The organism is Kitasatospora sp. NPDC034035 (genome assembly GCF_055575755.1).
In genome coordinates this window covers 1-26,410 of record NZ_JBVISA010000062.1, presented here as the reverse complement: position 1 = coordinate 26,410, position 26,410 = coordinate 1, and the positions used below count along the sequence as shown (strand labels likewise).

Here is a 26,410-nt window from a genome sequence, read left to right as displayed (position 1 = left end):
CGGTGATCATGAAGCGTAGAGAACTCCATGATCGGGCGAACCGTGCCTGCCCTGCTACTACCGATTAGCTCGGCACCTACTGGCGGACGCCCTTATTGCCTCTGCGACACGACCCACCCAGTCGTCCGGACCCAGCCGACCCAGCCCGGCTGGACGACCTAGCCGAGCTGGACGACCCGGCCGCGCTGGACGACCTAGCCGAGTTGGACGGGCACCGACTGCGGATCCGCGAGGTACGGCCCCCAGCCCAGCTCGGCCGCGCCCGCGAGCGCGCCGTGCGCCAGCTCCGCGCCGACAATCGGCACCCGTCCGCTGCGTCCCCACAGGCTGCGCTCGGCGACCACCGCGCGCAGCCGCTCGGGCGCGGCCTTCAGCAGGTCGAGGTGCAGGCCGCTGAGGACCACGCGGTCGGGGTTGAGGATGTTGGCGACGCCGGCCAGCCCGAGCCCGAGCCGGTCGATGACGTGCTCGACCGCCGCGCGCGCCCGGTCGTCGGTGGCGGCGGCCCGGCACAGCTCGCGTGCCTGGTCGAGCAGCGGGCGCCCCGGCTCCGGGGTGAGCCCGGCGGCGGCGAACAGCGCGTCGGGGTCGGTCTCCGAGTTGAGGCAGCCGCGGTTGCCGCACATGCAGGGACGGCCCTGCGGGTCGACGGTGAGGTGGCCGACCTCCAGTGCGAGGCCCGCGCTGCCGGTGTGCAGGTGGCCGTCGATCACCAGCGCCCCACCGACGCCGCGGTGGCCGGAGGTAACGAAGAGCAGATGGCGGGCGCCGCGCCCGGCGCCGTGCCGGTACTCGGCGAGCGCGGCGAGGTTGGCGTCGTTGGCGATCGCGGCGGGCAGCGGGCGCAGCGCGTGCGGGCCGTGGTCGGCGCGGCCGACCTCGACGTCGAAGAGGTCGGCGACCGGGGTGCCGCTGGGCCAGGCGAAGTGCAGCGCGGCAAGCGCGGTGCCGTCCGGCTCGGTGACCGGGTTGGGCAGCGCGAGCGCGGCGCCCAGGCAGCGGCGGTCGGTCGCACGGACGAGGTCGGCACCCGCCTCGGCGACGGCGCGCAGCATTCGGACCGGGTCGGTGGCGGCGGGCAGCGGCAGGTGCACGGGCGGGTCGAGCAGCCCGCCGAGGCCGGCCAGGGTGACGCTCAGCCCGTCGGCGTGGATCTGCCCGGCGATCACGACCGGGCCCTGCGGGTCGATCGCGAGCCGGTGCGAGGGGCGGCCGCGGCCGCCGCCGGCAGGGCGCGAGTCGACCGTGATCAGGCCGAGCGCCTCCAGCTCGGCCGTGACCGCGCCGGCGGTGGCGCGGGTGACGTCCAGCGCGCGGGTGAGCGCCGAGCGGGTCGGCGCCTGGCCGGTGTGGATCAGCGAGAGGGCGGGGCCGAGCAGCGTCCGGCCACGGTCGGGGGCCGCGCGGCGGTGGCCGTCGCGCTGCGCGTCGGGGTCCTTCCCGGTGCCGGGCCTCGGGCTTGATGGTGAGAGCTGCACGCCCCTATTGTGACTTTGTGCCGCTTCGAAACAAAATCCGCGCCCATCCCAGACCGGACCTCCCCTCCTCCCAGTCTCGCAGCACACCCCCGATGACCGACAGCCCCTGGGGCTCCGCACGCATCGCGCTCACCGCGTTCTTCGCCGTCGACGGTTTCCTCTTCGCCGCCTGGGTGGTCCGCATCCCGGACGTCCGCAGCCAGGTCAGCGCCTCGCACAGCGCCCTCGGGCTCGCCCTGCTCTGCCTGTCGGTCGGGGCCGTCATCACCATGCCCGCGGTCGGACGACTCTGCCTGCGGTACGGCTCACGTCCGGTGACCGTCGGCTCGCTGGCCCTGCTCAGCCTCGCCGTCCTCCTGCCCGCGCACGCCCACTCGGTGACCACGCTCGGCGCCGCATTGCTGCTCTTCGGTGCCGGGTACGGCGGGGCCAACGTCGCCATGAACAGCGCCGCCGTCGATCTGGTGGCGCAGCTGAGGCGGCCGGTCATGCCCAGCTTCCACGCCGGGTACAGCTTCGGCGGACTGCTCGGTACGGGCGTCAGCGGCCTGCTCGCCGGCCCCCTGAGCACCGCGTGGGCACTCGCGGTCAGCGGACTGCTCGGCATGGCCGTCACCATCGGCGCGGGCGTCGTGCTGATGCGCAGCCCGGCGGCACCACTGATCGCACCCGGCCGGGCGGACGCAGCGGCGGGCGGTGGTGCGGCGGGCGGTGGTGCAGCAGCCAGTGGCGCGGCAGCCCCTGGCACGGCAGCCAGTGGTGCGGCGGACGGCCGTGCGGCGAACAGTGCGGCCACGCCCGGGAGTGGCACGGTCGCGGGCCGTACGCCTGCCCGCCTTCTGGTGCTGCTGCTCGGTGTCACCGCGCTGTGCACCGCGTACGGCGAGGGCGCGATCGCCGACTGGACCACCCTCCACCTCACCGACGACGTCCACGCGAGCTCCGCGGTGGCGGCGACCGGCTACGGCGCGTACGCGTTCGCGATGGCGGGCGGGCGGGTCGGCGGCACCTGGCTGTCCATCAGGCTCGGGCAGACCCGGCTGATGCTGCTCGGCGGACTGGCGGCCGCGGCCGGGATGCTGGTCGCCGCCCTCGCCCCGGTGGCACCGCTGGCGATCTGCGGGTTCGTCCTGGTCGGGCTCGGCCTGGCCAACCTCTTTCCGCTCGCCATCGCCCGGGCCGGAGAGGCGGGCGGCCCGCAGGGCGTCGCGCTCGCCTCGTCCCTCGGTTACGGCGGGATGCTGATCGGCCCGGTGGTGATCGGCTTCCTCGCCGACGCGGCCGGGTTGCCGCTGGCCCTCACCACGGTCGCGGTCGCCGCGACGGCGGCGGCACTCCTGCCGCTGTCGGTCACGCGGCGGTTCAGGTGACGGGTGAGAGGTGATGGGCTGCGGGTGACAGACGACGGGAGACAGATAACAGACGACAGATGACAGCTGACAGATTTCAACATCTGTCAGCTGTCATCTGTCTACTGCCTCCCCCCGCTGTCGAATACCGCCCGAGCAGTGGCAGGATGCGGGGCCATGACGACCAGCGAACGCTTCCAGGTACTGCGGGCGAGCGAGCGCCCGGCGATGGCGTGGCTCAACGGGGGCGGGGTGACCAGGGAGGTCGCCGGATTCCCGGCAGGATCCGGGCTCGACGCGTTCGACTGGCGGGTCAGCCTGGCCGACGTGGCCTCGGCCGGACCGTTCTCCCCGTTCCCCGGCATCGACCGGGTGATCACCCTGGTCGACGGCGCCGGCATGGCGCTCACCGTCGACGGTGTCGAGCAGCTGATCGACACACCGTTCCGGCCGTTCCCGTTCTCCGGCGACGCCACCACGGACTGCCGGCTGCTGGCCGGCCCGGTGGTGGACTTCAACGTGATGACGCGGCGCGGGCGGGTCGAGGCCGCCGTTGACCTGGCCACCGCGCCCGCGGTCGTCGAGGTGTCGGCCGGAAGCACGGTCCTCCTCGTTTGCCTCACGGGCTCGGCCGTCATCGAGGGTGTCGAGGCCGTCGAACTCGCCCGCTACGACGCGGCGCTGCTCGAGGCGCCGGGCACGCACGAGCTGCGCCCGGACGGCGTCACCGCCGTCATCACCTTCCGCGCGCCCCACTGAAGCACGCCCCACCCACTGGGAACACCGCGCCGACGAACACCGCGCCGACGGACACCGCACCGGACATCGCACCGACCAACGACGGCGCTCCCGCCCCGGAGGCGGGAGCGCCGTTGCCGGTTCAGCCGCAGAGCACCGGCGTGGCGTGCGCCGGGTCCAGGGCGTTGGTCACCAGGTGCAGCGCCGTCGGCGAGAACGCGATCGCGACGTGCTCCACGAGCGAGACCGGGCAGTGGTTCTGCAGCACCACGTTGTCGACGCCCGGGCCGTTCAGGAACTGGGTCCGCCACGGGGTGACGACCTCGTCGTACACGGTGGAGATCACCGTGTAACTCACGCCCGGCACGGTGTCCGGCCGGGAAGCCATCGTCTTGTTGAAGTCGGAGCCGACCGCCTGGTCCCGGCAGGCCTGGCAGACGGTGTAGATCAGGTCCGCGACGCCAGGGAAGTACGGCGCGAGGTTGACGATCCCGTCGAGCGTGGTGCCGTGGTTGGACGGTGCCAGCCCGACCAGCTTGCCCACCTTGGAGGCGCCGCCGAGGAACTTCAGGTAGTAGTTCGGCAGCATGCCGCCCTGCGAGTGGCCGACGATGTCGACCTTGGCCGCTCCCGTCGCGGTGCGCACCAGGTCCACGAAGCGGGCGAGTTGGGCCGCCGACTCGGGCACCGCGCCGAGACCTCCGATCGGGAGCAGCAGGCCGCTGCCGGTGGAGGTGATGCCGGGGATGGTCCCGTAGTCGAGGGCGAAGACGCAGTACCCGAGGCTCTTCAGCAGCGGGGAGAGCGCCAGCCAGTTCTCGTAGCGGTTGGCGAAGGTGCCGTGCACCAGGACGACCGGGTTGGGGTGGGCGGCGGTCGGCCGGCAGCCCCAGTCGTTGGCGCCGGGCGGCGAGGCCACCGTGTCGCCGTCGGGCGGCAGTTCGGCGGCGGTACGGGCGGCAGCAGCGGACCCGGCAGGAGCGGCGACGGTCGGGGCCGCGCTCGCGGGCACCGCCGTCGCGCCCGCCAGCAGTGCCCCCGCCAGCAGGGCGGCGCCGAACGTGCCGCCGAGCTTACGGCGCATGGGACTTGCGGAGAGGCGGAGAAGTGGGGTTCTCAACTGTTGCCTCCACAGCTGAAGTTTGTTACCAACAGGTAACCCGAGTGGCTCCATCATGCGGTCGCCCCTCCGGCCCGGCCCTTGGGCGTTCCCCAGACCTGGACGGTGTTCTCTGTGACCGGTCACAACGCACCCCACTGCACGCCCCCAAACACCCCGGCGCAGGCACCGGGTTGGCGCGTCCCGGTGATCGGCGGCCTCCCGGCCGACCAGCGACTCCTGCGCGGCGTCCACGACTTGGCCCAGGCCGTGGTCACCGCGCTGCTGGACCGCGTACCGGTCTACCGCCGCCTGCCCCGCGAACAGCTCACCGGTGAACTCACCCGGGACACCGAGCGACGGATCCGCGCGCTCGCCCACACCATCCGCACCGGACTCCCCGCCCCCGCCGAGGAGTTCACCGCCGTCCGGGAGTCCGCCGCCCGGCGCGCCGAAGAGGGCCTGCCACTGGACGCCGTCCTGCTCGCCCACCACCTCGGGCTGGAAATCTGCTGGGAGTTCGTCACCCGGCACGCCCGGGAGGGCGACGCCACCGAGCTGCTGGTCCTCAACCGGCTGCTGCTCGACCAGCTCCGCCAGGCCGCCACCGCAGCCGGCGCCGGCTACCTGGACGGACGCCGCCCGACCGCCGACCGGCGGTGCGCGGCCCGGCAGTCCCTGCTCACCGCACTGCTCGCGGGCGCCCCCGCCGACGAGGCCGCCGCGCGTGCCGGGCTCCGGCTGCCTGTCCGCTACGCCGTGCTCTGCCTGTCCGTCGCCGACCACCCCGACGAACACTCACCCGGCGTCGACCCGGGCGTCGCCGCCCGCCGTAAGCTGCGCCGACTCGGCACCGAACTCGACCACCGCACCCGGCAGTCGGCGCTCACCGCGCTGACACCCTCCGGCGGACTGGTCCTCGTCCCGTTCAACCCGTCGCCGAAGCGCCCGGCGTCCCCAACGCCCCCAACGACCCCGGCCCCCCTGACTCCCCTGACCTCCCTGACCTTCCCGAAGTCGTCCGCGCCATCCGCTTCGTCCGCGTCGCCGGAACGGCCCGACGCCGACTCCGAGGACCCCTGGCCGCAACTCGCCGCCACCCTCGCCGCGGCGGCCCGGGCCGCCGGCGCGCCCGTCCTGGCCGGGGCCGCCACCGCTGTACCCGCCGAGGTGCCCGAAGCGGCTGCCCTCGCGTACGAAGTCCTCGACGTCGCACGGGCGTTCGGGCGACCACCCGGGCTGCACCGGTTGGACGACGTCCTGCTGGAGTACCAGCTCACCCGGCCCAGCCAGGCCCGCGCCCGGCTCGCCGCGCTGCTCGAACCCCTGGCGGAAGCAGGGGAGTTGCTCACCACTCTGCGCACTCACCTCGCCGGAGGCCTCAACCGCCGGCATACCGCGAGCGCGCTGCACCTGCACCCGAACACCGTCGACTACCGGCTGCGCCGGGTCGCCGCATTGACCGGCCTGGACCCGGCACGCCCCGCCGACGCCCTGCGGATCACCGCCGCCATCGCCGCACGGACCGCCGAACAGGACTCCCCCGCACGGTAGTTCCGATCCACCCTGGACACCGCACCTGCCTGGTGGCACCCACCCCCGGACAGCGCAAGGCACCCGCGTCACCGCCGTTCACGAGACGGCGACAGCACGGGTGCCGACGACAGCGCGGACACTGACGGGAAAGCCCCGCTCAGCAGTCCGGTCCGAGAGACCCGGAAAGCCCGAGAGCCTCAGAAGGAGACCCGAGGAGCCCGGGTAGCCCGGGTAGCCCGAGAGACCCGGAAGGCCAGGGAGCCCGGGAGTCCCGAGAGCCCCGGGAACCCGGACCTCAGCAGCCGAGAGCGGAGTGGGTCAGCACCTGGCTGTTGAGCCTGTCCCAGGTCTGCGGGCCGACGATGCCGTCCTGCCCGATGCCGGCGCACCTCTGGAACCGCCAGACGGCCGCGTCGGTCGCGTTGCCCCAGGCCCCGTCCTCGTCCAGCCAGGCGCTCCCGGACGAGTACGAGACGTGGTTGAGCTCGCACTGGAGCTGCTTCACCGCGTCACCGGTGTTGCCGTACCGCAGCGTGGGCTGGGCGCTGGTGTAGCCGCAGTACTGCGAGGCCTGCGCCGAGGCGGCGGGCGCGGTCGCGATCCCGGCCGCCAGCACGATTCCGGCGGTGACGAGGCCGCCGACGAGACGGTTGCGCATGGGAGTCCCCCGTTCTATAGGTCGATCAAGATCGAACGAACGGCACCCTAGCCGACGAATCGTCAGGAAAACGGCTGCTCCGTCTAAAAGATCGACAAAGCGATGGTCAGCTCTGTTCCCCCGGGAGCCGCAGGTCCCACCCGACCAGGGCCCGAAGCTGCTCCGCCGTCACGCCGTCCGGCACCGGCTGGGGCGCCTCGTGGCGCAGCGGCGGCTGCCAGCCCTCCTCCTCGGTCCAGCGGCGGACCACCTTGGCCGGCGCCCCGGCGACCACACTGTGGTCCGGCACCTCGCCGCGCACCACCGCGCCCGCCGCGACCACCACGTTGCGGCCGATCCGCGCCCCCGGCAGGATCACCGCGCCGGTGCCGATCCAGCTGCCCGCGCCGATCTCCACCGGCTCGTTGCGCGGCCACTGCTTGCCGATCGGCAGATCGGTGGCCCGGTACTCGTGCGCCTGGTCGGAAATGTAGACGCCGGGCCCGGTCCACACGTCGTCGCCGAGCACGATCGACTGGTGCCCGACGATGTGGCTGTCCCGGCCGATCACGCAGCCGCCGCCGATCCGCACGATCGGCTCCGGCCCGAGGTCGAGGCCGGGCAGGAACCCGGCGCTGATGGTGACCCGCTCACCGATGATCGAGAACGGCCCGATGGTGATCCACTGCTCGTTGAACACCGCCCCGAGGGGAAAAGCGAGGCTCGTCCCGTCCCCCAGCTCGCCGAACCGGTACGGGCCGGGGCTCTGGTTGGTGACCGCGCCGGTCCTCTGCACCCAGCGCCAGCCCCGGTGGACGAGGCGCCCGGCAGCACGGCGGCCGCCCGCCCGGACGGCGGAGACGAGGGAACGGGTTATCGGCATGCGCTCACGTTACCGGCCCGTAGCCGAGGCCCGGCCGCCGGGCGGTCAACATCACACCGGCCCCTCCCGCCCCGACCGCCGCACGGGGTCACCAGCAGTCCGGGCGACTGCGGGGCTGCGATTCACGCTGCCGTCGAGCCCACCACGACGGAATTTCCCCCTGCTCCGGCCACCCGAAGGAACGTCCGAAACCCGCGACCGGCGGCGGTCCGCAGTGGAAGACTCCGTCCCATGAAGATCACCGAACACATCGACGCGCTGCGCCACGAGGGCACCCTGCTCGCCGAGGCCGCCGCCCGTACCGACCTGTCCGCCCCCGTCCCCACCTGTCCGGAGTGGCAGCTGGGCGACCTCCTGCGGCACGTCGGCCATGTGCACCGCTGGGCCACCGCCATCCCGTCCCGAGGCCTGTCGGCGCCGCTGGACGAAGCGGGCGTGGAGGCCGCCGTCGGGCCGATGCCCTCGGACGCCGCGCTGGTCGACTGGTTCCGCGAGGGCCACGCCACCCTGGTGGACGCGCTCGTCAAGGCCCCGGCCGACGTCGAGTGCTGGACCTTCCTGCCCGCGCCCAGCCCGCTGGCGTTCTGGGCCCGGCGCCAGGCGCACGAGACCGCCATCCACCGCCACGACACCGACGCGGCGGCCGGGGTGCCCGGACCGTCCGTGGGCACCGCGCTCGCCCTGGACGGCATCGACGAACTGGTACGCGGCTTCATGACCCGCAGCCGGGCCACGCTGCGCAGCGACCGGCCGCGCACCCTCCAGGTCCGGGCGACCGACGGCCACGGCACCTGGCGTCTGACGATCACCCAGGAGCCGCCGGTCGTCACCACCGACGAGAGCACCGAACCGGCCGACCTCACGCTCACCGGCCCCGCCCGCGAGCTCTACCTGCTGCTGTGGAACCGGCTGCCCGCCGAGCAGGCCCGGCAGGTCCAGCCGACCGGCGACCGGGACCTGCTCGACCTCTGGCGGAACGCGGCGGCGATCGGCTAGTCGCGACCCCCGAGACGCCCGGGACTCGGTCGCGACGCCGGGGATACGGTCATGACGCCCCGGACACCGTCGTGGCGCCCGGGGTGGGCACGGCCGCGACGCCCCGGACGCCGTCGTGGCGCTCATCGAACCTGGCGCTCGTCGAACCCGGCAGTCAGCGCACCCAGCGCGCGGGCCGCTTCTCCAGGAACGCCCGCATGCCCTCCTGCGCCTCCGCCGAGCCGAACAGCCGTGCCGACAGCTCCACCAGCTCGTCGGCGTCGCGCTCGAAGGAGCGCACCACGTCGGCGTTGGCCAGCCGCTTCGACTCCGCCAGCCCCTGCGGGGAGCCCTGGCGCAGCGCGTCCAGCAGGCCCTTCAGCACGACGCCGGTGTCCTCAGCGGACGCAGTGGCGCTGGTGATCAGGCCGATCCGGGCGGCCTCGGCGGCGTCGAAGACCTCGCCGGTGAGGTAGTAGCGGGAGGCGGCGCGCGGCTCCAGCTTGGGGCGCAGCGGCAGCGAAATAACGGCGGGCGCGAGGCCGAGCCGGACCTCGGTGAAGGCGAAGGTCGAGGCCGGTCCGGCGATGGCGAGGTCCGCCGCGCCGACCAGGCCGAGGCCGCCCGCCCGGACGTGCCCGTCGATGACGGCGATCACCGGCTTCGTGCAGTCCACGATCGCCCGCTGCAGCTCGACCAGGCCGCGCGGGCCGACCGTCGGGTCCGCGCCGGTCGCCTCGGAGAGGTCCGCGCCCGCGCAGAACACCTTGCCGGTGTGCCCGAGCACCACGGCGCGGACCTCCGGGTCGGCCGCGGCCGCCGCCAGCCCGGCGTGCAGCTCGGCCATCAGGCGGGTGGAGAGCGCGTTGCGGTTGTGCGGCGAGTCGAGGGTGAGCGTGGTGACGGCGTCGGCGGTGCTGACGCGGACGAGGGGCTCGGCGCTGGTCATCGGCGGGGCCTGCCTTCCGGCTGAGGGTGGGTCGGACTGCGGGCGCGGTCCGGGGTGCCCGGACCGCGCCCGGACGACTCTGGCACGCCCACCCGCCCCTCGGCCAGAGCCAACCTGCCGCGCCCACGGCTCCGCGTGCGGAACCGGTGACGGAGCCGGCCCGCCGCCCGACCGGGGCCGACCCGTACTTCGCCCAGGGTGACCGTGCTCCGACCAGGACCGACCCGCCGCGGCACCCGAACCGACCGTCCGCGCGGCCGAAGCGGACGGACCGCGTGCAGAGGCCGGAATCCGGTGGTCACGGCCGCCTCGTCCACGACAGCATCGTCGCCATGACCACCGACACCCCCGTCCTGCTCCTCGCACCGCGTATCAACGAGACGGGTCTCCAGCTGCGCACCTCCGCCGGACGCCGCGGCCTGCGGGCGTGCGTCGCGACGTCCTGGCAGGCCCCGCGCGAGCTGCTCGGCACGCGGGTGCACGTGTACGGCGGGCCGCTGTTCGGCGACGCCGTCGGGCGGGAGCTCGGACTCGGCCTGTTGGAACCGGCCGCCGACTGGCTGACCCGGCTACCGCTCGCCCTGACCGGGCGCCGGGTCACCTCCACCACCCTGGCCGAGGCGCGTCGGCTGCGGCGCCCGGCCTTCGTCAAGCCGCCGGTGGACAAGCTGTTCGCCGCCCGGGTCTACCCCGACGGCGGCGCGCTGCCCGGGCCCGCGGTGCTGGACGGTGACACCCCGGTGCTGGTGAGCGAAGTGGTGCGGTTCGGCGCGGAGTACCGGCTGTTCGTGCTGGACGGCGCGGTGCGGGCGGGCTCGCGGTACGCGGTGGACGGCGAGCTGTCCGTCGCGCCCCTGGTAGCCGTCGGAGTGCCCGACGGTACGTCTGCCGGGGAGGTCACCGAGGTGCCCGCCGGTACGTCTGCCGAGCTGCCCGACGGAAGGTCCGCCGAGGTGCTCGCGTTCACCCGCGATGTCCTGGCCGCTTCCGCGGCGGAGGCGCCGTTGCCGAGCGCGGCCGTGGTGGACGTCGGGCTGACGGAGAACGGCCGTTGGACCGTCGTGGAGGCCAACGCCGCCTGGGCCGGCGGTGGTTACGCCGCCGACCCGGACGCCATCCTCGATGTGGTGCTGCGCTCGGGCGGACCGGCCGCCCAACTCCCCTCCACCGACCGTCCGTTCCTGCGCGAACTGCCCGAGGTGGTGCGCTGAGGCCGGGCGGTCGTACGCAGCCCGGGCTTGCGGCCCCTGCGGATCATGGCCCAAGATCCGCGGCATGACCACCTCTCACCTCACCCACCTCACCGAACCACCCGGGGTCGCGCCCGGCACCGGCTACACCCAGGTCGTGACCGGCACCGGCCGACTGGTCCAGGTGTCCGGCCAGGTCGCCTTCGACGAGCAGCGGAACCTGGTCGGCGTGGGAGACCCGAAGGCGCAGGCGCGGCAGGTCTTCGAGAACCTCCGACGCTGCCTGGCCGCTGCCGGGGCCGGGTTCGAGCACGTCGTGAAGTTCACCTTCTTCATGACGGACATCGCCTACCTTGCGGCCATCCGCGAAGCCCGCGACGAGTACCTGGGCGCCCTGCCCCTGCCGGCCGCGTCCGCGATGCAGGTGGTGGCGCTGTTCAGGCCCGACGTGCTGATCGAGATCGAGGCACTGGCGGTCCTCCCCGAGTAGACGGGCGGAGCCGCCGGGTCTCACGCGGCCCCGAGCCTCGCGTCCCGCCGACCGGCCCACCGGACGGCGGGACGCATCGCCAGGCCGGCCGCCGCCAGCACCGCACCCAGGACGACCCAGCCGACCATGCCGTACCCGATCACCAGGGTGCTGACCAGCGCCGGACCGGCCATCATCGCCGCCGCCATGCCCGCGTTGAACACGCCCTGGTAGGCGCCGTGGTCGCGCTCGCCCGCGAGGTCGTAGCTGAGTGCCCAGCCGCCCGCCTGGGCGACCACCTCTCCGAGCGACTGCAGCGCGATCCCGCCCAGCACCACCACGGCCGCGGCGATCCCGGGCAGGCCGTGCGCCAGGGAGACGACCAGGCAGGAGGCGGCGAGCACCAGTCCGGCGCGCCCGCAGGCCCGGGCGGCCCCCGTCCGCTCCTCGGTGCCCCGGGTGGCCCGTACCTGCAGGGTGATCACCAGCAGGGTGTTGACGATCAGGGTGCCCGCGACGGTGATCCGCGGCGCGTCGGTCTCCTGGACGATCCAGAGCGGCACGCCGACCTCCAGAACGGCGAACTGCAGGCAGAGCAGGGCGTTCAGCGCCGTCACGGCCAGGAACGGGCCGTCCCGCAGCGCCGGGTTCCGCTGTCGGCCCTGCTTGACGCCCTTGCCCGAGGGGTCCGACGGGTCCGGGATGCCGGTCTTCGCCGACGGGTCGGACGCCGACGATCCGACCACCGACGTTTCGGCCGCCGTCGCTTCGGACGCCGACGCCCCGACCACCGGCCCTTCGGCCACCGGTGCTTCGGCCACCCGCGGACGCTGCGGAACCACGAGGCGGTGGAACAGCACGGCAACGGCCACGAAGGAGGCGGCATCGGCCAGGATCGCCGTCAGGTAGACCGGCCGGGTGTCGACCTGCAGTGCGATCGCACCGAGGCCCGTACCCAGGCAGATCCCGATGTTGGTCACCACCCGCAGGTGCGCCCGGCCCGCCACCCGACGGTCGGCGGGCAGCACCTGGGCGTAGAGCGCGTTCCGTGCGGCGGCGGAGCCCCGGTCGACGGCGGAGACCAGGCAGGCCAGTGCCACGAAGGCCGGGTAGCTGTATACCAGCGCGTACCCGGCGGTGCCGACCGCCTGCGCCGACACCAGCACCACCAGCACCCGCCGGGCGCCCCAGCGGTCGGCGGCCCGGCCGGCCGGCACGCTCGCGGCGACCCCGCACAGGCCGGCGGCAGTCATCCCGAGGCCCAGCTGGGCGGCGCTCAGACCGAGCACCCGGGTGAAGAACAGCACCGCGACGGAAAGGGAGAGTCCGTTGCCCAGCGTGTTGACGAGGGTGATCCCGGCCAGTCGACGGACCGTCGGGTCGGGGTGCAGGCGCCGCCGCACAGCGGCGACGGCTCCGGTGGCACCGGGGCTTTCCGGCACGGCCGGGGAAGGTGCGGAGGACTCCGCCGTCGGGGTGGTCATGTGACGATCCCACCGCCGCCGACGCGGTCTCGGTACTCCTTTAGGCTCTGGCTAAATCCGAAGCCGGACTCCCCACCCCCGGCCAAGGCCGAAGAGAAGGACACTGCCCTCGTGCACCGGTTCACCCTCCGTCTGGCCGACCTCGCCACCACCTGGTTCGCCGCCTCCCCGATCCACGAGGCCGTGCTCAGCCTGCGGATGTGGACCCACCCAGGCGTCTACCACCTCCAGACCCGGACCTTCGAACAGCTCAGGCCCGCCTTCGAACGGCTTGACTCCCGGCTACTGCTCTCGCTTGTCGCCGAGAACCGCTTCGTCCCGGACTTCCTGACGCCCCGCCCGTCCTCCCCCTCCCCCGACTTCCGCTCCGAGCTCGCCGTCGTCCGCGCGTTTCCGCCGGAACAGTTGCGCGCCGAACTGGAACAGACCTTCCGCTCGCACGGCCGGCCGCTGCCCGCCGAGCTCTCCGCCGGACTGGCCGCCCCGGAGCGGCTGTTGGCGCGGATCGCCGACGCGCTGGAGGAGTACTGGGAGGTATGTCTCGCGCCCACCTGGTGGCCGCATGCCCGCGTGGTACTGGAGGCCGATCTGGTCCACCGCGCCCGGTTGCTCGCCCGCCACGGCGCGGCGGCCCTCTTCGCCGACCTGGACCACCGGCTCCACTGGGCGAACGGCGTGCTGTCGATCAGCCGGGACTGGGCGGACGGGGACGTGGAGACCCCCGTGGACGGGCGTGGCCTCGTGCTCTGCCCGACCTTCTTCGTTCGTGGCGCGATCACGATGATCAGCAACGACCGTGCGCCACAGATCAGTTACCCGGCGCGCGGGCAGGCGGGCATGGCCGGCCAGGGCGCGCCGGTGGCGCCGCAGGCCGTGGAGGCTCTGGTCGGCGCCCCGAAGGCGCGACTGCTGGCCATGCTCGCCGAGCCCGCCTCCACCACCGAGCTCGCCTACCGCCTCGGCGTCACTCCTGGCGCGGTCAGCCAGCACCTGTCGGTCCTTGCCGCCACCGGCCTGGTCACCCGGGCCCGGCACGGCCGCTCGGTGCTGTATCGGCGCAGCCCGCTCGGGGACCAGCTGACAGGGGCGAACAGATAACAGCCGACGGACGACGGATAGCAGGCGACAGCAAACAGATAACAGATAACAGATATTGAACTCTGTCATCCGCCCGCCACCCAGTGGTACAGACCTGTTGACGCATTGGTCCAGTCCTCCTACAGTGCCCATGCCACCGCCCCCCACGGCACAGGCACCGATCGCACACGTATCACCCCCGGTTCTACATCACCCTGTTCCAACCCCCACAGTCGCAGGGAGAACCATGTCCGCTCGATCCCGGGCCGGACGCCCACGCGTGCGCAGCAGACTGCTCGCACTGCTCAGCGTCCTGCTCCTCCCCCTCGCCACGCTCACCGTGCTGGCCGCCCCGGCGAACGCCGCCGGAAAGCTCACCGCCACCTTCACCACCGCCGACAACGGCTCCTGGTGGCAGGGCACCTACATCGTCCACAACGACAACGCGACCGCCGTGTCCGGCTGGACCCTGGAGTTCGACCTCCCGGCGGGCGTCACCATCGGCAACAGCTACAACGGCACCGCCACCGTCAACGGACGGCACGTCACCGCGACCGCCGCGTTCTACAACTCCACCGTCAACGCCCACAGCACCACCGAGCCGTACAGCTTCTGGTTCGTCGGTAGCGGCCCGGCCTCCACCCCGCTCAACTGCCGTATCAACGGCGACAAGTGCGACGGCACCCCGGACGTCCCGCCGTCCGCCCCGGGCGCCCCGACGGTCAGCGAGTCCACCGCGCACACGCTGGCCCTGAGCTGGCCGGCCGCCACCGGCGGGGACTTCCCGGTCGCCTCGTACGACGTGCTGAACGGCAGCACCGTCCTCGCCTCCGGCCCGACCACCGGCGCCCTGGTCACCGGTCTCACCCCGGCCACCTCCTACACCCTGACCGTCCGCGCCAAGGACAGCCGCGGCAACACCGGCCCGCTCAGCGCGCCCGTCACCGGCGCCACCTTCGACCCGTCCACCGACCCCGTCCCGCCCACCGCGCCCACCAACCTCCGCACCACGGCTGTCAGTTCGACGGACGTGACGCTCGCCTGGAACGCCGCGGCCGACAACGTCCGGGTCGCCGCGTACGACGTCTACCAGGGCGGCACCCCGGTGGCGACGGTCACCGGCAAGACGCTGACCGCGACCGTCGGCAGCCTCTCGCCGTCCACCACCTACACCTTCACCGTGAAGGCCCGCGACGCCGCCGACAACGTCTCGCCCGCCTCCGCCCCGCTCACCGCCACCACCTCGGACCTGGTCGGCGCCGGGAAGTACGCCCGGGTCGGCTACTTCGTCCAGTGGGGCATCTACGGCCGCCAGTACTTCGCCAAGAACCTCGACACCTCGGGCAGCGCCGCCAAGCTCGACGTCATCAACTACGCCTTCGAGAACATCGATCCGGTCAACCTGACCTGTCTCTCGGGTGTCACCAAGGGCACCACCGCCAACCCGCAGGACCCGGACCAGGGCACCGGAGCCGGTGACGCCGACGCCGACTACACCCGACCGATGAGCGCCGACCAGTCGGTGGACGGCGTGGCCGACGACGGCTGGGGCAAACTCCGCGGCAACTTCAACCAGTTGAAGAAGCTCAAGGCCAAGTACCCGAACCTGAAGGTGGTCGTCTCGCTCGGCGGCTGGACCTACTCCAAGTACTTCTCGGACGTCGCCGCCACCGACGCCTCCCGCCAGAAGTTCGTCAAGTCCTGCGTCGACATCTGGATCAAGGGCAACCTGCCGGTCTACAACGGCGCCGGCGGTGACGGCGTGGCGGCCGGGATCTTCGACGGCATCGACCTCGACTGGGAGTGGCCCGGCTCCGGCGACGGCCACGCCGGCAACCACTGGAGCGCCGACGACAAGGCCAACCTGACCCTGCTGCTGGCCGAATTCCGCAAGCAGCTCGACGCGTCGGGCGGCTCGCACAAGCTGCTCACCGCCTTCACCCCGGCCGACCCGGCGAAGGTCGCCGCGGGCTGGGACCTGAGCAGGATCTTCGGCTCACTGGACATCGCCAACGTCCAGGGCTACGACTTCCACGGCTCGGGCAGCGACAACTCCTGGGAGCCCAACCGCACGGGCCACCAGGCCAACCTCTACCAGGACCCGAACGACCCGTACGACGTCCACTTCAGCGTGGACGCGGCCGTCCGGACCTACCTCGGCGCCGGGGTCAACCCGCGCAAGCTCACCATCGGCTTCCCGTTCTACGGGCGCGGCTGGCAGGGCGTGGCGGACGGCGGTGCGAAGGGGGTCTGGCAGTCCGCGGGCGGCGCCGCACCGGGCCAGTTCGCCGAGGAGGCCGGCACGCGCGGGTACCACAACCTGATCACCAGCGTCTCCGGCCTCACCGTCTACCACGATCCCAAGTCCATGGCGACGTACGGCTACACGGGAGCCGGCGGCCAGTGGTGGACCTTCGACGACGCCTGGTCGATCGCCCGGAAGACGGCCTACCTCAAGTCGAAGAACCTGCTCGGCGGCATGATCTGGGAGATGTCCGGCGACACCCCGTCCGGCACGCTCATGACCGCCCTCGACACCGGGCTGAAGTGACCCGCACGCCCGCCCGGACGCCCGCCCACACGCCCGCCCCCAGGCTCACCAGTCGGAACAACTAGCCCACCATGCAAGGCAAACGGGGCCGGCGCCCCTCCACCCGGGAGGAGCACCGGCCCCACATCGGCCCAACGACCCGACGGCCCTACAACCCGACCGCCCTACAACCCGACGGCCCGACGGCCCAACGGCCCAACGGCCCAACGGCCCTAACGCGACGCCATGGACGTCAGCTTCCGCGCCGCCCGGTACTGCCGCAGCACCTGGGAGAAGGTGGTGTGCCCCTGGGTGGTCCGGGCGAAGGCCCGCCAGGCCGCCGGCACCAGGCAGACCGCCGCGTGGAACAGGTACGGCCGCCGCTCGAAGGCGCCCAGCAGCTGCTTGCCCGCGCGCATCTCCACGCCCAGCCCGGCCTTGATGGCGAAGGCGTAGTTCAGCGCCTCGCGCCGCACCGCAGCCGCGTTGCCCGCCTCGGCGACCTTCACCGCCCACTCGCCGGCCAGTCGGCCCGAGCGCAGCGCGTACGAGATGCCCTCGCGGGTCCACGGTTCCAGCAGTCCGGCCGCATCGCCGGCGACCAGCACCCGGCCGCGGGAGAGCGGCGAGTCCTCGGCCCGGCAGCGGGTCAGGTGCCCGGATTCGACCCTGGGGGTGAAGCCGGACAGGCCCAGCCGCCGGATGTAGTCGGCGAGGTACTGCTTGGTCCGCTCGCCGTCGCCGCGCGCCGAGATGACGCCGACGGTCAGGCTGCTGGTCTCGGTCTTCGGGAACACCCAGCCGTAACTGCCGGTCAGCGGGCCCCAGTCGAGGTGGATCCGGCCCGCCCAGTCGGCGGCGACCTGCGGGGGCACCGGGATCTCCGCCTCCAGGCCGAGGTCGATCTGGTCGAAGGTGACGCCGACGTGCCGGGCGATCCGGCTCGCGCTTCCGTCCGCGCCGACCACCGCGCGGGCCTCGAACGTGCGCCCGTCGGCCGCCGTCACCAGCGCGGTCCGGTGCTCGCCGCCGCGCTGCTCGACACCGGTGACGGTCACTCCGGTGACCAGCACCGCCCCGGCCGCCTTGGCCGCCTGAACCAGGCGCAGGTCGAACTCGTCCCGGTTGACCAGGCCGAACAGCATCCGCTGGGAACGCCGCGTCCGGGTGAACCGCCCGTCGTACGCGAAGGTGACGGCGTACACCCGGTCCTGCAGCGGCAGCCGGAAGTCCGGCGGCAGGCTGTCCCGGGAGGGGCCGATGATGCCGCCGCCACAGGTCTTGTAGCGGGGGTGCTCGGCCTTGTCGAGCAGCAGCACGCGGCGGCCCTGGACGGCGGCGGCGTGCGCGGCCGAGGCGCCCGCCGGTCCGGCGCCGACCACCACGACGTCCCAGACGCCGTCCGGCGGCGAGGCCGCGTCGTCGAGCGGAGCGGCCGTCCCGTCGTGCGGCGTGGCCGTCCCGTCGTGCGGGCTGTCGAGCGGGCTGTCGAGTTCGCTACGGGAATCGGAGCTTCCGGAGTCAGTCACGTCGAGCAATCCTATGCGTCCGCCCGCCCCGCCGGACGCCGCGCCACCCGAAGCCCGCCGCACGGTTCCGCCCCCATCCGCCGTCCCGGGGGCCGAGCACCCGGCCGGCCGGGCGCCCGGCCCCCGGGGCCCCGATTCCGCTCCCCCTATGATCGGCGGTACCCCAACAGCCCCCTCCGCCCGCAGCACCCCGCGGGCGGACCCATCCCTTCGGAGCCCCGATGTCACAGCCCCTGGCCGACGCCGTCCGGTCCCTGATGGACCGTGCCCGCACCGACCTCGCCGAGCTGGTCGCCTTCCCGTCGGTCGCCGACCCGCGCCAGTTCCCGGTCGAGGAGTGCGAGAAGGCCGCGCGCTGGGTCGCCGACGCCTTCGCCGCCGAGGGCCTGACCAACGTCCGGCTGCTCGACACACCGGACGGCACCCAGTCCGTCTACGCCGAGCTGCCCGGCCCCGAGGGCGCGCCGACCGTCCTGCTCTACTCGCACTACGACGTCCAGCCCCCGCTCGACGAGGACGCCTGGCTCAGCCCCGCCTTCGAACTGACCGAGCGTGACGGCCGCTGGTACGGGCGCGGCGCCGCCGACTGCAAGGGCAACATCCTGATGCACCTGACCGCCCTGCGGGCGCTGCGCCAGGTGTACGGGGACGGTTATCCGGTCGGTCTGAAGATCATCGTGGAGGGCTCGGAGGAGCAGGGCACCGGCGGCCTGGAGCGCTACGCCGAGGCGCACCCCGAGCTGCTCACCGCCGACGCCATCGTCATCGGCGACACCGGCAACTTCGCCGCGGGCCTGCCCACGGTGACCGCCTCGCTGCGTGGCATGACGGTGGTCGAGGCCTCGGTCACCACCCTGGCCGGCAACCTGCACTCCGGTGCGTTCGGCGGCGCCGCCCCGGACGCGCTGCAGTCCCTGGTCCGGATCCTCGCGTCGCTGCACGACGAGAACGGCGACGTCTCGGTCGCCGGACTGAACACCGACCAGACCTGGGAGGGCGTGCAGTACCCGGAGGAGCAGTTCCGCGCCGACGCCAAGGTGCTCGACGGCGTCGCCCTGACCGGCACCGGCAGCATCGGTGACCGCCTCTGGGCCCGCCCGGCCGTCACCGTCCTCGGCATCGACGCCCCGCCGGTGATCGGCGCGACCTCCTCCGTCCAGGCCGCCGCCAAGGCCCTGATCAGCGTGCGCGTCCCGCCGGGCATGGACGCCTCCGCCGCCCAGGACGCGCTGGTGGCCCACCTGGAGGCGAAGGTCCCGCTCGGTGCCCGGCTCACCGTCCAGCGCCAGGGCTCCGGCGCCCCGTTCCGCGCCGACACCAGCGGCCCGGCGTACGAGGCGATGGGCGAGGCCATGGCCGAGGCCTTCGGCACCGGGATGGTCGCCTCCGGCCAGGGCGGCTCGATCCCGCTCTGCAACACGCTGCGCACGCTCTACCCGCAGGCCGAGATCGTGCTGATCGGCGTCGAGGAGCCGACCGCCCAGATCCACGCGGTCAACGAGAGCCTCGACCCGCAGGAACTGGAGCGGATGGCCCTCACCGAGGCCCTCTTCCTCCGCCGCTACGCCGAACTGCGCTCCGTCTGACGGACGTCGGGCCGGGGGCTGCCGCTCGCGGCCCCCGGTCCGGGCCGCCCGCCGCGCAACCGGCGGGCGGCCGCCACCACCGCCGCGTACCCGACGGCGCCCACCGCGAGCCCGGCCCCGGCCCCGAAGCAGACCTCCGGCACCAGGTTGCGCTTCAGCGGGCTGAGCCGGTGCAGCACCCCGGCCGCCGTCGCCGCGCCCAGCACCGCGACGGCGGCCCGCCGCGTCCGGGGCGCGAGCCCGACGGCCGGCCGCACCGGCTCGACCGCCCGCACCGCGCGCGCCGCCCAACCCCCCATCGCCGCCAGCGCGAGCGCCGAACTGCCGTACTGCAGCGCCTCGTACATCGGCACCCCGGCCAGCGACCGGTCCAGTACGGGCAGCAGCCGGACGCCCAGCCGCCCGCCGTGCGTGAACGCGTCCCAGCCGACGTGGGTGGCCGCGCCGATCGCCGCGGACGCCGCGAACCAGACCGCCCCGGCCTCCGCACCCGTGCCGGACCGCCGGACCGTCAGCGCCTCGGCACCACCGGCCCACCGCTCGGGCAGCAGCGCGACCAGCGGTCCGCGCAGCAGCCCGTGCCAGCCGGCCACCAGCGCGCCGGCGATCGCCACGTCCAGCGTCGGCACCGCCCACCAGCTGTGCGTCAGCCCACCGTGGGCGTACACCCCGGGCAGCAGGGACTCGGCGAAGAACGGCACGTCTGGCGCCATCGACCCGGCGACCAGCGCCGACGCGACCAACGGCCCACGCACCCCGGCGCGGCGCAGCAGGGGCAGGACGGCGGCGGGGTGGCTCAGCGTGAACGGCATGCCCCCATCCTCCCGCCCCCGCCGACGGCCCGGCGAACCCGGTGGCCGGGCGAACCCGACAGCTCAGCGACCCCGACAGCCCGGCGACCCCGGTGTTGCGGCTACACCGCGGCCGCCCGCCCGCCTACGCCGCCTACGCCGCGTCCGCCGCGCTCGCCAGCCCCACGGCCACCCGGCACCCCGCCTCCAGGTACCGCAGCTCGCCACTGCGCCGGGCGTCCAGGGCGGCCGCAAGGCGCCGGTACCGGCTCGGGGGCAGCAGTTCGGCCGCCTCGTCCAGCGTGACGAAGCGCCAGCTGCGCAGCTCCTCCTGCTGCAGCAGCAGGTTCTGGCGGCCCGCCGCGTCCAGCAGACCGCCGTCGTACATCAGCCGCAGGCCGCCGCGGCGCGGGCCGGTGCGCGGCTCCCAGTCGACGGCGAGAAGGCGCAGCCCGGACGGGTCGAGGCGCAGGCCCAGCTCTTCGGCGGTCTCGCGCAGGGCGGCGTCGGTGGGGGCCTCGCCGCGCTCGACCACGCCGCCGGGGAAGTCCCAGTCGGGCTTGTAGACGGGGTCGACGAGCAGGACGCGGTCCTGCTCGTCGAAGAGCAGGACGGCGGAGGCCACGGTGTCCCCGGTCGGGTCCGGGCTCTGGACGATCGGGCAGCGGGCGGCGCCGACCCGGACCAGCTCGGCGATCCGGAGGGCGGTCTCCCGGGGCGTGAGCTCGCCGGTGTCGAGCATCCGGGCGTCCCCGACCAGCCAGCGGCGGGCGGCGCGGTAGCGGGGCAGGTGCTCGAGGCACCAGGTGCGGACCCGTTCGCTGGCCTCCGGGTCGCCCGGGCACTCCTCGCGATGGGCGATGCGCTCACGCAGGATCGTTTCTTCGGGGTCCAGCACGAAGTGGTGCACCGCGATCCCGTGGGAGGCGAGGTCGCCGAAGATCTCGTCCCGGTAGTCCTCTCTGAGCAGGGTCATCGGGACCACCAGCGGGCCCCCGACCTCCTCGAGCAGCGCGGCCGCCGTCTCGGGGACGAGCCGACGCCAGGCCGCCAGGTCCTGGAAGTCGGACACCGTCGCCAGCCGGTCGGCCGGGAGCATCCGGCGCAGACCGAAGCCCACCAGCTCGGGATCGAAGAGCACGCTCCCGGGCAGCAGTTCCACCAGCTCGCGGCAGGCACTCGTCTTGCCCGCCCCGAATGTGCCATTGACCCAGACGATCACAACGTCCCCTGCCCCTCGACTTCCCCCGATGCCGTTCGCACCGGGCAGCGCCCCCGTCAGCCGAACCAGCGCCACCCGTGGTGGTACCCGCGCCACGCCTCTCCCCATGCCTCCTCGTCGCGCCCGCTCGCGTGCCCCGGTCTGCCCCGTGACAGCGGCATGTGCCCAGGCCAGCCGCCTGCAACCGGAAGTATGCAGACCGGTCTACCTCAAAATTGCACCCCTTCACCATCACGCACGCACAGGACCTCGGGCGGGCCGATGTCCCACGCGCGCCTGCCCGCCGCGCACACCCCGGCAACACCCTGCCCAGGCCCGCCCACCAGCCGGCGCCCCCCCGGTCGCCCCACCGGCTCGCCCCACCGGCTTGCCACGCCTGCTTGCCACGCCCGCGCCCCGGCACGTACAGAGGAACGATGAAGCTGCTGCCCGTAGGCCGAGTCGTCGTCATCGGATCGGTCAACACCGACCGGATCCTTCGCTGCCCCGTGCTCCCCGCCCCCGGCGAGACCGTCCTCGCCGACGCCGCCGCCCAGGGCTTCGGCGGCAAGGGCGCCAACCAGGCGGTGGCGGCGGCCCGGATGGGCGCGGCCACGCACCTGGTCGCCAAGGTCGGGCGCGACGCCGAGGGCGAGGCGGCGCTCGCCGATCTGCACGGCGCGGAGGTCGAGACGGGCGCCGTGCTCACGCACCCCGACGCGCCGACCGGTCAGGCGATCGTCCTGGTCGACCCCTCCGGCGAGAACAGCATCGTCGTCGTCCCGGGCGCCAACGCGCACCTCACCCCGGACGAGGTGACCGCCGCCCTGGCGCGCCTCCGCCTGCTCCCCGTCGACGTGGTCCTCACCAGCAACGAGGTCCCGGCGGCGTGCATCCGCGCGACCGCCGCCGCCCTGCCCCCCGCCGGCCCCTCCGGCGCCACCCGCTGGCTGCACAACACCGCCCCCGCGGGAACCCTGCCCGACGTCGGCCCGACCGGGCGCCGTCCGCTGGTCGTCGCCAATGCCGTCGAGGCCCGCCAGCTCACCGGGGCCGCCGACGTCACCGAAGCCGCCCGGGCCCTCACCGCCCAGGCCGAGGGCGTCGTGATCACCCTCGGCGGCGACGGCGCCCTGGTCGCCGCGGACGGACGGTTGAGCCGGCTGTCCGCCCCCGCCGTCCGGGTGGTCGACACCACCGGAGCGGGCGACGTCTTCTGCGGCGCCCTCGCCGCAGAACTCGCGCGCGGCACCGACCTTCCCGCCGCGACCGCCACCGCCGTCGCCGCCGGGGCCTTCGCCGTCACCGCCCTCGGCGCCCGCGGTGCCCTCCCCCGCCCGACGGACCTCTGACCGCGCGTCGAACGACCGCCCCCGGTACGGCGCACGTCGGGGGCGCCCGACCCGATCAGGCGCCCCCGACGTGCGGACCCGCGAACCCGCGACCGCGCTACGGCCGCCCCATGTACGCCGGGTAGTAGCCGCTGCTGATCCCCGAGATCCTGATGTTGGTCCCCGGCCGCGCGGCCTCGACGTACTGGTTGTTGCCCAGGTAGATCGCCACGTGCTGGATGCCCCGCGCGGTCCCGTCCGGCGACCAGAACAGCAGGTCACCGCGGCGCAGCTGACTCGCCGTGATCGGCGTGGTCGCCTCGTACTGGTCGTTGGCGACCCGCGGCAGGCTGATGCCGCCGCGCTTGAAGGACTGCTGCACCAGGCCCGAGCAGTCGTACCCGTTCGGCCCGTTGCCCGCCGTCAGGAACGGCTTGCCCAGCTGGGCGAGCGCGTACTGCACGGCGGTCTCGACGTCCGGGTTCGCGGCCACCGAGCCGCCGGACGAACCCGAGCCCGAGGAGCCGGAGGAGGAGCCGCCCCCGGTCCGCGCCAGGTAGATGTCGTAGTGCGAGGTCCAGCGCCACTCGCCCTTGCTGTTGCGGAACCAGTAGCGCGAGCCGTCCCAGCCCTGCTTGATCCCCCCGCTCGACTTCGTGCCGCTCGAGGACTTGGCCGCGGATTGCGTCCCGCCCCCGGTCCGCGCCACGTACACGCTGTAGTGCGAGGTCCAGCGCCACTGTCCCTGACTGTTCTTGAACCAGTACCGCGAGCCGTCCCACCCGGCGTGCGCCGGCGCGGTCTCGGCAACCGCGGGGCTCACACCGGTGCCGAGGCCGAGCACACCCGCTCCGGTCGCGATCACGGCCACCATGCCTATCCCCCGGCGCAGCCGCGCGGCCCGGGACGGACGGGAGGAACGGGCGGTGGCAGCAACCTGCTGCGCGGTCGGTTCGTCGGCGGCATCCGGTGCGCCGGTGTTGACGGTGGTCATCCTGCTGACTTCCTTCACTGCTGCGGATCTCAGCGAATCGCTGCGGATCGCCGCGAATCGCTGCGGACTACCGCCGGACGGGCGGCTGCGGAACTGCTTCGAACCCGCCGTACGCCCCCGGCAACACCGGTTCGTACGACTCGGCAGATCCCCGCCCGACGTGCCGCGGCCTCCGGCCGTGCGACCGGAGGCCGCGGCGTGTCGCTCAGGGATTCAGTTCTGCCTGCTCGTCACGGTAGGCACGCGTCCGCTCACGGCGCGCAGTGGAGTGCGCCAATGGGAGGGTCACGGGCGGTCAGCACCGACGGCGCATCAGGGTGAACACCCGTCACCGGGGAGGCGTCCGACGCCCCCTCATCACCGGCCGCCGGCCTCCGCCAGCAACTGCTTCTTCAGCACCTTTCCCAGTGCGTTCCTGGGCAGTTCGGGCACCAGCACAACCCGGCGGGGCCGCTTGTGCACCGAGAGCCGCTCCGCCACAAACGCCGTCAGCTGTTCCCCCGTCACGGCACCGTCCGGGATGACGTACGCGACGATCGCCTGACCGAGGTCCTCGTCCGGCACGCCGACCACCGCCGCGTCGGCGACCGACGGGTGGTCGCGCAGCGCGGCCTCCACCTCGCCCGCGCCGATCCGGTAGCCGCCGCTCTTGATCAGGTCCACCGAGGCCCGGCCGACGATCCGGTGGAACCCGTCCGCCCCGATCACCGCGACGTCGCCGGTGCGGAACCAGCCGTCCGCCGTCCACGCCTCGGCGTCGGCGTCCGGCCGGTTGAGGTAGCCGCTGAACAGCGTCGGACCGGAGACCTGCAGCTCACCGACGGTCTCCCCGTCGCACGGCACCCGCGCGCCGTCCTCGCCGACCAGCCGGGTGCGCACCCCTTCCAGCGGCAGGCCCACGCTGCCCGGGCGCCGCTCGCCGTCCGCCCTGGTGCTGACGGTGATCAGCGACTCGGTCATCCCGTACCGCTCGATCGGGGCGTGCCCGGTGAGCGCCGCCAGCTTCTCGAACACCGGTACGGGCAGCGGTGCGCTGCCGGAGACCAACAGCCGGGCCGAGGCCAGCCGGGCCGCCGCCTCCGGGTCCGCCGCCAGCCGGGACCAGACGGTGGGCACGCCGAAGTACAGGCTGCCGCCGGCCGCCGCGTACCCCGCCGGGGTGGGCCGCCCGGTGTGCACCAGCCGGCTGCCGGTGCGCAGGGCGCCGAGCACGCCGAGCAGCAGGCCGTGCACGTGGAACAGCGGCAGGCCGTGGGCCAGGGTGTCCTCGGCGGTCCACTGCCAGGCAGCGGCCAGGGCGTCCAGGTCGGCGGCGATCGCCGCGCGCCGGATGACCGCCCCCTTGGGCGCGCCGGTGGTGCCTGAGGTGTAGAGCACGAAGCCGGTCGAATCCGCAGCCGGCTCGGCGTAGGTGGTGGTGGAGCGCTGCAGGGGGTCGACCGGCAGGCCCGTCACCGAACCGCCCTCGGGAAGCGCCTCCCCGACGGCGTGCGCGAGCAGCGCCGCACCCGAGTCCCGCAGGATGTGCTCGCGCTCCTTGGGGCCCGAGTCGGGCGGCAGCGGCACCACCGGAACGCCCGCCAGCAGGCCGCCGACCACGGCGGTGACCGTCTCGACGGTGGGCCGGGCGAGCACCGCCAGCGCAGGGGCACCGGCCACCCGGTCCGCGACGGCGGTCGCCGCGCCCAGCAATTCCTCCCGGGAGAACGCCCTGCCGTCGATCCGCAGCGCGTCCGCCGCGTCGCCGAAACCGCCCTGAAGTGCCGTCAGCAGTGCCATGCCACCGTCCTCGCCCTCGTCCCACGCTGTCGCGTCACGTCACGTCACGTCACGCACGTCCTGCACGTCACGCGTTCGGGCCATGAACTCACCTCATGCCGTCGCACGTCACGCGTTCAGGCCATGAGCTCACCTCATGCCCCCCCGGCATGAGGTCGACTCATGCCCGCACGTCACACGTTCGCGCCGACTCTACGGGCCGTGGCCCCGCCCGCCGTGCTCCGGGGACGACAGAGGGCGTGGCACCGAGCACCCGGCGCCACGCCCTCCGAACCTTTCCGCGGGATCAGGCCTTGCGGGCCTTCACCTCGGCGGTGAGCTGCGGCAGCACCTGGAAGAGGTCGCCGACCACGCCGTAGTCGACCAGCTCGAAGATCGGGGCCTCGGGGTCCTTGTTGACGGCCACGATGGTCTTCGAGGTCTGCATGCCGGCCCGGTGCTGGATGGCGCCCGAGATGCCGGCCGCGATGTACAGCTGCGGGGAGACCTGCTTGCCGGTCTGGCCGACCTGGCTGCTGTGCGGGTACCAGCCGGCGTCGACGGCGGCACGCGAGGCGCCGACGGCCGCGCCGAGCGCGTCCGCGAGCTCCTCGACCACGCCGAAGCCCTCGGCGGCACCGACACCGCGACCGCCGGAGACCACGATCGCGGCCTCGGTCAGCTCGGGACGGCCGGTGGACACGCGCGGGGTGCGCGAGGTGACCTTGGCCGCGTTGCCGGTGAACTCCACCGACACGTTCTCCACCGCACCGGCGGCCGGAGCGGCCTCCGGGCCGACGGCGTTCGGCTTGACGGTGATGACCGG

General features: G+C 73.8%; 22 protein-coding genes. 10 read left to right on the top strand and 12 right to left on the bottom strand.

Annotation, left to right across the window (positions count from 1 at the left end):
- Window positions 1-194: 194 nt before the first annotated feature.
- Window positions 195-1,379 (bottom strand): ROK family protein, encoded by a 1,185-nt coding sequence (locus ACZ52J_RS41465; protein ID WP_465626508.1) that lies wholly within the window; start codon window positions 1,377-1,379, stop codon window positions 195-197.
- Between the two features lie 191 nt (window positions 1,380-1,570).
- Here ACZ52J_RS41465 and ACZ52J_RS41460 point away from each other — a divergent pair, with 191 nt between their 5' ends.
- Together ACZ52J_RS41460 and ACZ52J_RS41455 are read left to right on the top strand one after the other, a co-directional pair.
- Window positions 1,571-2,848 (top strand): MFS transporter, encoded by a 1,278-nt coding sequence (locus ACZ52J_RS41460; RefSeq protein WP_465626506.1) that lies wholly within the window; start codon window positions 1,571-1,573, stop codon window positions 2,846-2,848.
- A gap of 156 nt (window positions 2,849-3,004) precedes the next feature.
- Window positions 3,005-3,586, top strand: a complete 582-nt coding sequence (locus ACZ52J_RS41455; protein ID WP_465626504.1) for a HutD/Ves family protein — start codon at window positions 3,005-3,007, stop codon at window positions 3,584-3,586.
- A 121-nt stretch (window positions 3,587-3,707) separates the two neighbouring features.
- Here ACZ52J_RS41455 and ACZ52J_RS41450 read toward each other — a convergent pair whose 3' ends face one another.
- On the bottom strand, window positions 3,708-4,649 hold the full coding sequence (locus ACZ52J_RS41450) for an esterase/lipase family protein (RefSeq protein ID WP_465626502.1): 942 nt from the start codon (window positions 4,647-4,649) through the stop codon (window positions 3,708-3,710).
- A gap of 150 nt (window positions 4,650-4,799) precedes the next feature.
- Here ACZ52J_RS41450 and ACZ52J_RS41445 point away from each other — a divergent pair, with 150 nt between their 5' ends.
- Window positions 4,800-6,218 carry a PucR family transcriptional regulator gene (locus tag ACZ52J_RS41445; protein WP_465626501.1) on the top strand — a complete coding sequence of 473 codons (1,419 nt, stop codon included), beginning with the start codon at window positions 4,800-4,802 and terminating at the stop codon, window positions 6,216-6,218.
- A 277-nt stretch (window positions 6,219-6,495) separates the two neighbouring features.
- Here the strand turns inward: ACZ52J_RS41445 and ACZ52J_RS41440 are convergent, their stop codons facing one another.
- Both ACZ52J_RS41440 and ACZ52J_RS41435 read right to left on the bottom strand, forming a co-directional pair.
- Entirely contained in the window at window positions 6,496-6,858 is a 363-nt protein-coding gene (locus tag ACZ52J_RS41440; protein ID WP_465626499.1) for a peptidoglycan-binding domain-containing protein, read from the bottom strand.
- A gap of 106 nt (window positions 6,859-6,964) precedes the next feature.
- Window positions 6,965-7,720 carry an acyltransferase gene (locus ACZ52J_RS41435; RefSeq protein WP_360504982.1) on the bottom strand — a complete coding sequence of 252 codons (756 nt, stop codon included), beginning with the start codon at window positions 7,718-7,720 and terminating at the stop codon, window positions 6,965-6,967.
- 231 nt (window positions 7,721-7,951) lie between these two features.
- On the opposite strand from ACZ52J_RS41435, the gene ACZ52J_RS41430 reads away from it, so the two are divergent.
- Window positions 7,952-8,716: a maleylpyruvate isomerase family mycothiol-dependent enzyme gene (locus ACZ52J_RS41430; protein ID WP_465626497.1), complete on the top strand. Its 765-nt coding sequence runs from the start codon at window positions 7,952-7,954 to the stop codon at window positions 8,714-8,716.
- Window positions 8,717-8,870: 154 nt separating this feature from the next.
- Here ACZ52J_RS41430 and ACZ52J_RS41425 read toward each other — a convergent pair whose 3' ends face one another.
- The gene (locus tag ACZ52J_RS41425) at window positions 8,871-9,644 is read right to left on the bottom strand and encodes an enoyl-CoA hydratase family protein (protein WP_360509820.1); all 774 of its coding nucleotides are present in this window, start codon (window positions 9,642-9,644) and stop codon (window positions 8,871-8,873) included.
- A gap of 332 nt (window positions 9,645-9,976) precedes the next feature.
- Here ACZ52J_RS41425 and ACZ52J_RS41420 point away from each other — a divergent pair, with 332 nt between their 5' ends.
- Both ACZ52J_RS41420 and ACZ52J_RS41415 read left to right on the top strand, forming a co-directional pair.
- A complete protein-coding gene (locus ACZ52J_RS41420; protein WP_465626494.1) occupies window positions 9,977-10,855 on the top strand; it encodes an ATP-grasp domain-containing protein in 879 nt (292 codons plus the stop codon).
- A 64-nt stretch (window positions 10,856-10,919) separates the two neighbouring features.
- A complete protein-coding gene (locus tag ACZ52J_RS41415) occupies window positions 10,920-11,324 on the top strand; it encodes a RidA family protein (protein ID WP_360509818.1) in 405 nt (134 codons plus the stop codon).
- 20 nt (window positions 11,325-11,344) lie between these two features.
- Here ACZ52J_RS41415 and ACZ52J_RS41410 read toward each other — a convergent pair whose 3' ends face one another.
- Window positions 11,345-12,787 carry an MFS transporter gene (locus ACZ52J_RS41410; protein ID WP_465626492.1) on the bottom strand — a complete coding sequence of 481 codons (1,443 nt, stop codon included), beginning with the start codon at window positions 12,785-12,787 and terminating at the stop codon, window positions 11,345-11,347.
- Window positions 12,788-12,898: 111 nt separating this feature from the next.
- On the opposite strand from ACZ52J_RS41410, the gene ACZ52J_RS41405 reads away from it, so the two are divergent.
- Both ACZ52J_RS41405 and ACZ52J_RS41400 read left to right on the top strand, forming a co-directional pair.
- Window positions 12,899-13,885, top strand: coding sequence for an ArsR/SmtB family transcription factor (locus ACZ52J_RS41405; protein ID WP_465626490.1), 987 nt, complete (start codon window positions 12,899-12,901; stop codon window positions 13,883-13,885).
- 226 nt (window positions 13,886-14,111) lie between these two features.
- Window positions 14,112-16,415 (top strand): glycosyl hydrolase family 18 protein, encoded by a 2,304-nt coding sequence (locus ACZ52J_RS41400; RefSeq protein WP_465626488.1) that lies wholly within the window; start codon window positions 14,112-14,114, stop codon window positions 16,413-16,415.
- Window positions 16,416-16,627: 212 nt separating this feature from the next.
- Here ACZ52J_RS41400 and ACZ52J_RS41395 read toward each other — a convergent pair whose 3' ends face one another.
- The gene (locus ACZ52J_RS41395) at window positions 16,628-17,923 is read right to left on the bottom strand and encodes a geranylgeranyl reductase family protein (RefSeq protein ID WP_465626486.1); all 1,296 of its coding nucleotides are present in this window, start codon (window positions 17,921-17,923) and stop codon (window positions 16,628-16,630) included.
- A 221-nt stretch (window positions 17,924-18,144) separates the two neighbouring features.
- Between ACZ52J_RS41395 and ACZ52J_RS41390 the strand changes: the two genes are divergently transcribed.
- Window positions 18,145-19,509, top strand: a complete 1,365-nt coding sequence (locus ACZ52J_RS41390; RefSeq protein ID WP_465626484.1) for a M20/M25/M40 family metallo-hydrolase — start codon at window positions 18,145-18,147, stop codon at window positions 19,507-19,509.
- Here ACZ52J_RS41390 and ACZ52J_RS41385 read toward each other — a convergent pair.
- Window positions 19,485-20,321, bottom strand: coding sequence for a DUF4184 family protein (locus tag ACZ52J_RS41385; protein WP_465626482.1), 837 nt, complete (start codon window positions 20,319-20,321; stop codon window positions 19,485-19,487). The genes ACZ52J_RS41390 and ACZ52J_RS41385 overlap by 25 nt on opposite strands.
- A 133-nt stretch (window positions 20,322-20,454) precedes the next feature.
- Entirely contained in the window at window positions 20,455-21,522 is a 1,068-nt protein-coding gene (locus tag ACZ52J_RS41380; protein ID WP_465626480.1) for an NUDIX hydrolase, read from the bottom strand.
- 416 nt (window positions 21,523-21,938) lie between these two features.
- On the opposite strand from ACZ52J_RS41380, the gene ACZ52J_RS41375 reads away from it, so the two are divergent.
- Complete coding sequence (locus tag ACZ52J_RS41375; RefSeq protein WP_465626478.1) at window positions 21,939-22,853, top strand: PfkB family carbohydrate kinase; 915 nt, start codon at window positions 21,939-21,941, stop codon at window positions 22,851-22,853.
- Window positions 22,854-22,950: 97 nt separating this feature from the next.
- Here the strand turns inward: ACZ52J_RS41375 and ACZ52J_RS41370 are convergent, their stop codons facing one another.
- The 3 genes from ACZ52J_RS41370 to ACZ52J_RS41360 form a co-directional block, all read right to left on the bottom strand.
- Window positions 22,951-23,826 carry a C40 family peptidase gene (locus ACZ52J_RS41370; protein ID WP_360509810.1) on the bottom strand — a complete coding sequence of 292 codons (876 nt, stop codon included), beginning with the start codon at window positions 23,824-23,826 and terminating at the stop codon, window positions 22,951-22,953.
- 357 nt (window positions 23,827-24,183) lie between these two features.
- Window positions 24,184-25,605, bottom strand: coding sequence for an acyl-CoA synthetase (locus ACZ52J_RS41365; RefSeq protein ID WP_465626476.1), 1,422 nt, complete (start codon window positions 25,603-25,605; stop codon window positions 24,184-24,186).
- Window positions 25,606-25,891: 286 nt separating this feature from the next.
- Window positions 25,892-26,410: electron transfer flavoprotein subunit alpha/FixB family protein (locus ACZ52J_RS41360; RefSeq protein WP_465626474.1), on the bottom strand; the 519-nt coding region annotated here is incomplete at its 5' end.